The organism is Neisseria sp. P0001.S005 (assembly GCF_051963715.1).
Genome location: NZ_JBQCTZ010000398.1, coordinates 1 through 1,415, shown reverse-complemented (window position 1 = coordinate 1,415; position 1,415 = coordinate 1). Strand labels below are relative to the sequence as shown.

Sequence of the window (1,415 nt, the reverse complement as noted above, 5' to 3'; positions counted from 1 at the left end):
GGATCAAATGCGTCCTGGCCTGACCAAAGACGACATCTACAAAATCCTCGGCCGTCCTCACTACGACGAAGGCATGGTTGGCGTGCGTGAATGGGACTACCTGTTCCACTTCTACACCCCAGGCGTAGGTGTTGACCCTGAAAACACTTCCGGCGTTGAAGGCATCACTACTTGCCAATACAAAGTGATCTACGACAAAGACAAATTTGCACGCAGCTTCTTCTGGAATCCAGTATTCCCTAAAGATGCCGTATGTCCTCCTCCAGCACCTACACCTAAACAAGAGCCTCAAGTGATCATCCGCGAGATCATTAAAGAAGCTCCTAAACGCATCCGTCAATAAGGACAAATTTGAAACGGATCCTATTGGGTATAGCCTTGGCAGCAGGTCTGAATTCTTTGGCCGCTGCCGATGCTGTCAGTGACTATATCCAGCGTAAAAAAGTTGTGGTCAATACAGCTAAGGCGGAGCTTTGCTTTGCCGATGACGGTCAGTGCCATCCGGTACTGATTGGCAAGACCACTCCGAAAGGCAAATTCAATATGACGCCGATGATGACCAGCAAACCGGGTTACGGTGGCGAGGTTATCGGCTTCAAAGAAGAAAATGACTTTCTGTTTGCGTTACACAGGGTATGGACGCTCAAGCCGCAGGAAAGACGCATGGAACGCATTGTCTCCCCTCACGTGGCCGACCGCATCATAACCAATGGTTGTATCAACGTACAAAATAATGTGTACGAGAAACTGCGTCAGTACTTCATTTTAGAAGTCATCTGATGTAGGCTTTAGTTTGAATAAAGGCCGTCTGAATATTTTTCAGACGGCCTTTTCTTTTTATTGGCAAAAACCTTTATTGCTGGATATGCTGATACAGTCTTGATGGCACGGCAGCTTTGTTGAAGCTGCTGATACAGGAAAAGAAAACTACATCAACCTAACGCGCAAATCCAAACATAAGGCCGTCTGAAAGCTCAAACAGACTTTATTGTTTACAAACAAAGAATATGTTAACCTATTGTTATCGAATAGATTTAATCATTCGTAATATCATTTCACAAAGCAAAAAGGACTCTATCTTATGAACCGTCGTCAATTTATCGGCAGCGCCGCTGCTGTTTCCCTCACCGCCGCCGCTTCTTTTGCCCGCGCTCACGACCATGCAGGTCATGCACACCACGCCGGTCATGCTGGTCACGCGCATTCTGCACCGCGCGCCTACGAAGCTGCGCGCAAAGCGGCTGCACATTGCGTTGAAGCCGGTCAAATCTGTTTGGCGCACTGCATCGCCCTGTTGAGTTCCGGCGATACTTCCATGAAAGACTGCGCAACCGGCGTTAACCAAATGTTGGCACTGTGCGGCACATTGCAAAACCTCGCTGCCCAAAATTCACGCCTGACTCCGTCTTTGGCAA

General features: G+C 48.1%; 3 protein-coding genes. All 3 read left to right on the top strand.

Features of this window, described 5'->3' with window-relative positions; translation table 11 throughout:
* The coding region (locus ACTHSP_RS20560) for an outer membrane protein assembly factor BamE (RefSeq protein WP_440346831.1) at nucleotides 1-343 on the top strand (343 nt) is incomplete at its 5' end.
* Between the two features lie 8 nt (nucleotides 344-351).
* The gene (locus ACTHSP_RS20555) at nucleotides 352-780 is read left to right on the top strand and encodes a hypothetical protein (protein WP_049329449.1); all 429 of its coding nucleotides are present in this window, start codon (nucleotides 352-354) and stop codon (nucleotides 778-780) included.
* A gap of 301 nt (nucleotides 781-1,081) precedes the next feature.
* On the top strand, nucleotides 1,082-1,415 hold a 334-nt coding region (locus ACTHSP_RS20550; protein WP_440346830.1), incomplete at its 3' end, for a Csp1 family four helix bundle copper storage protein.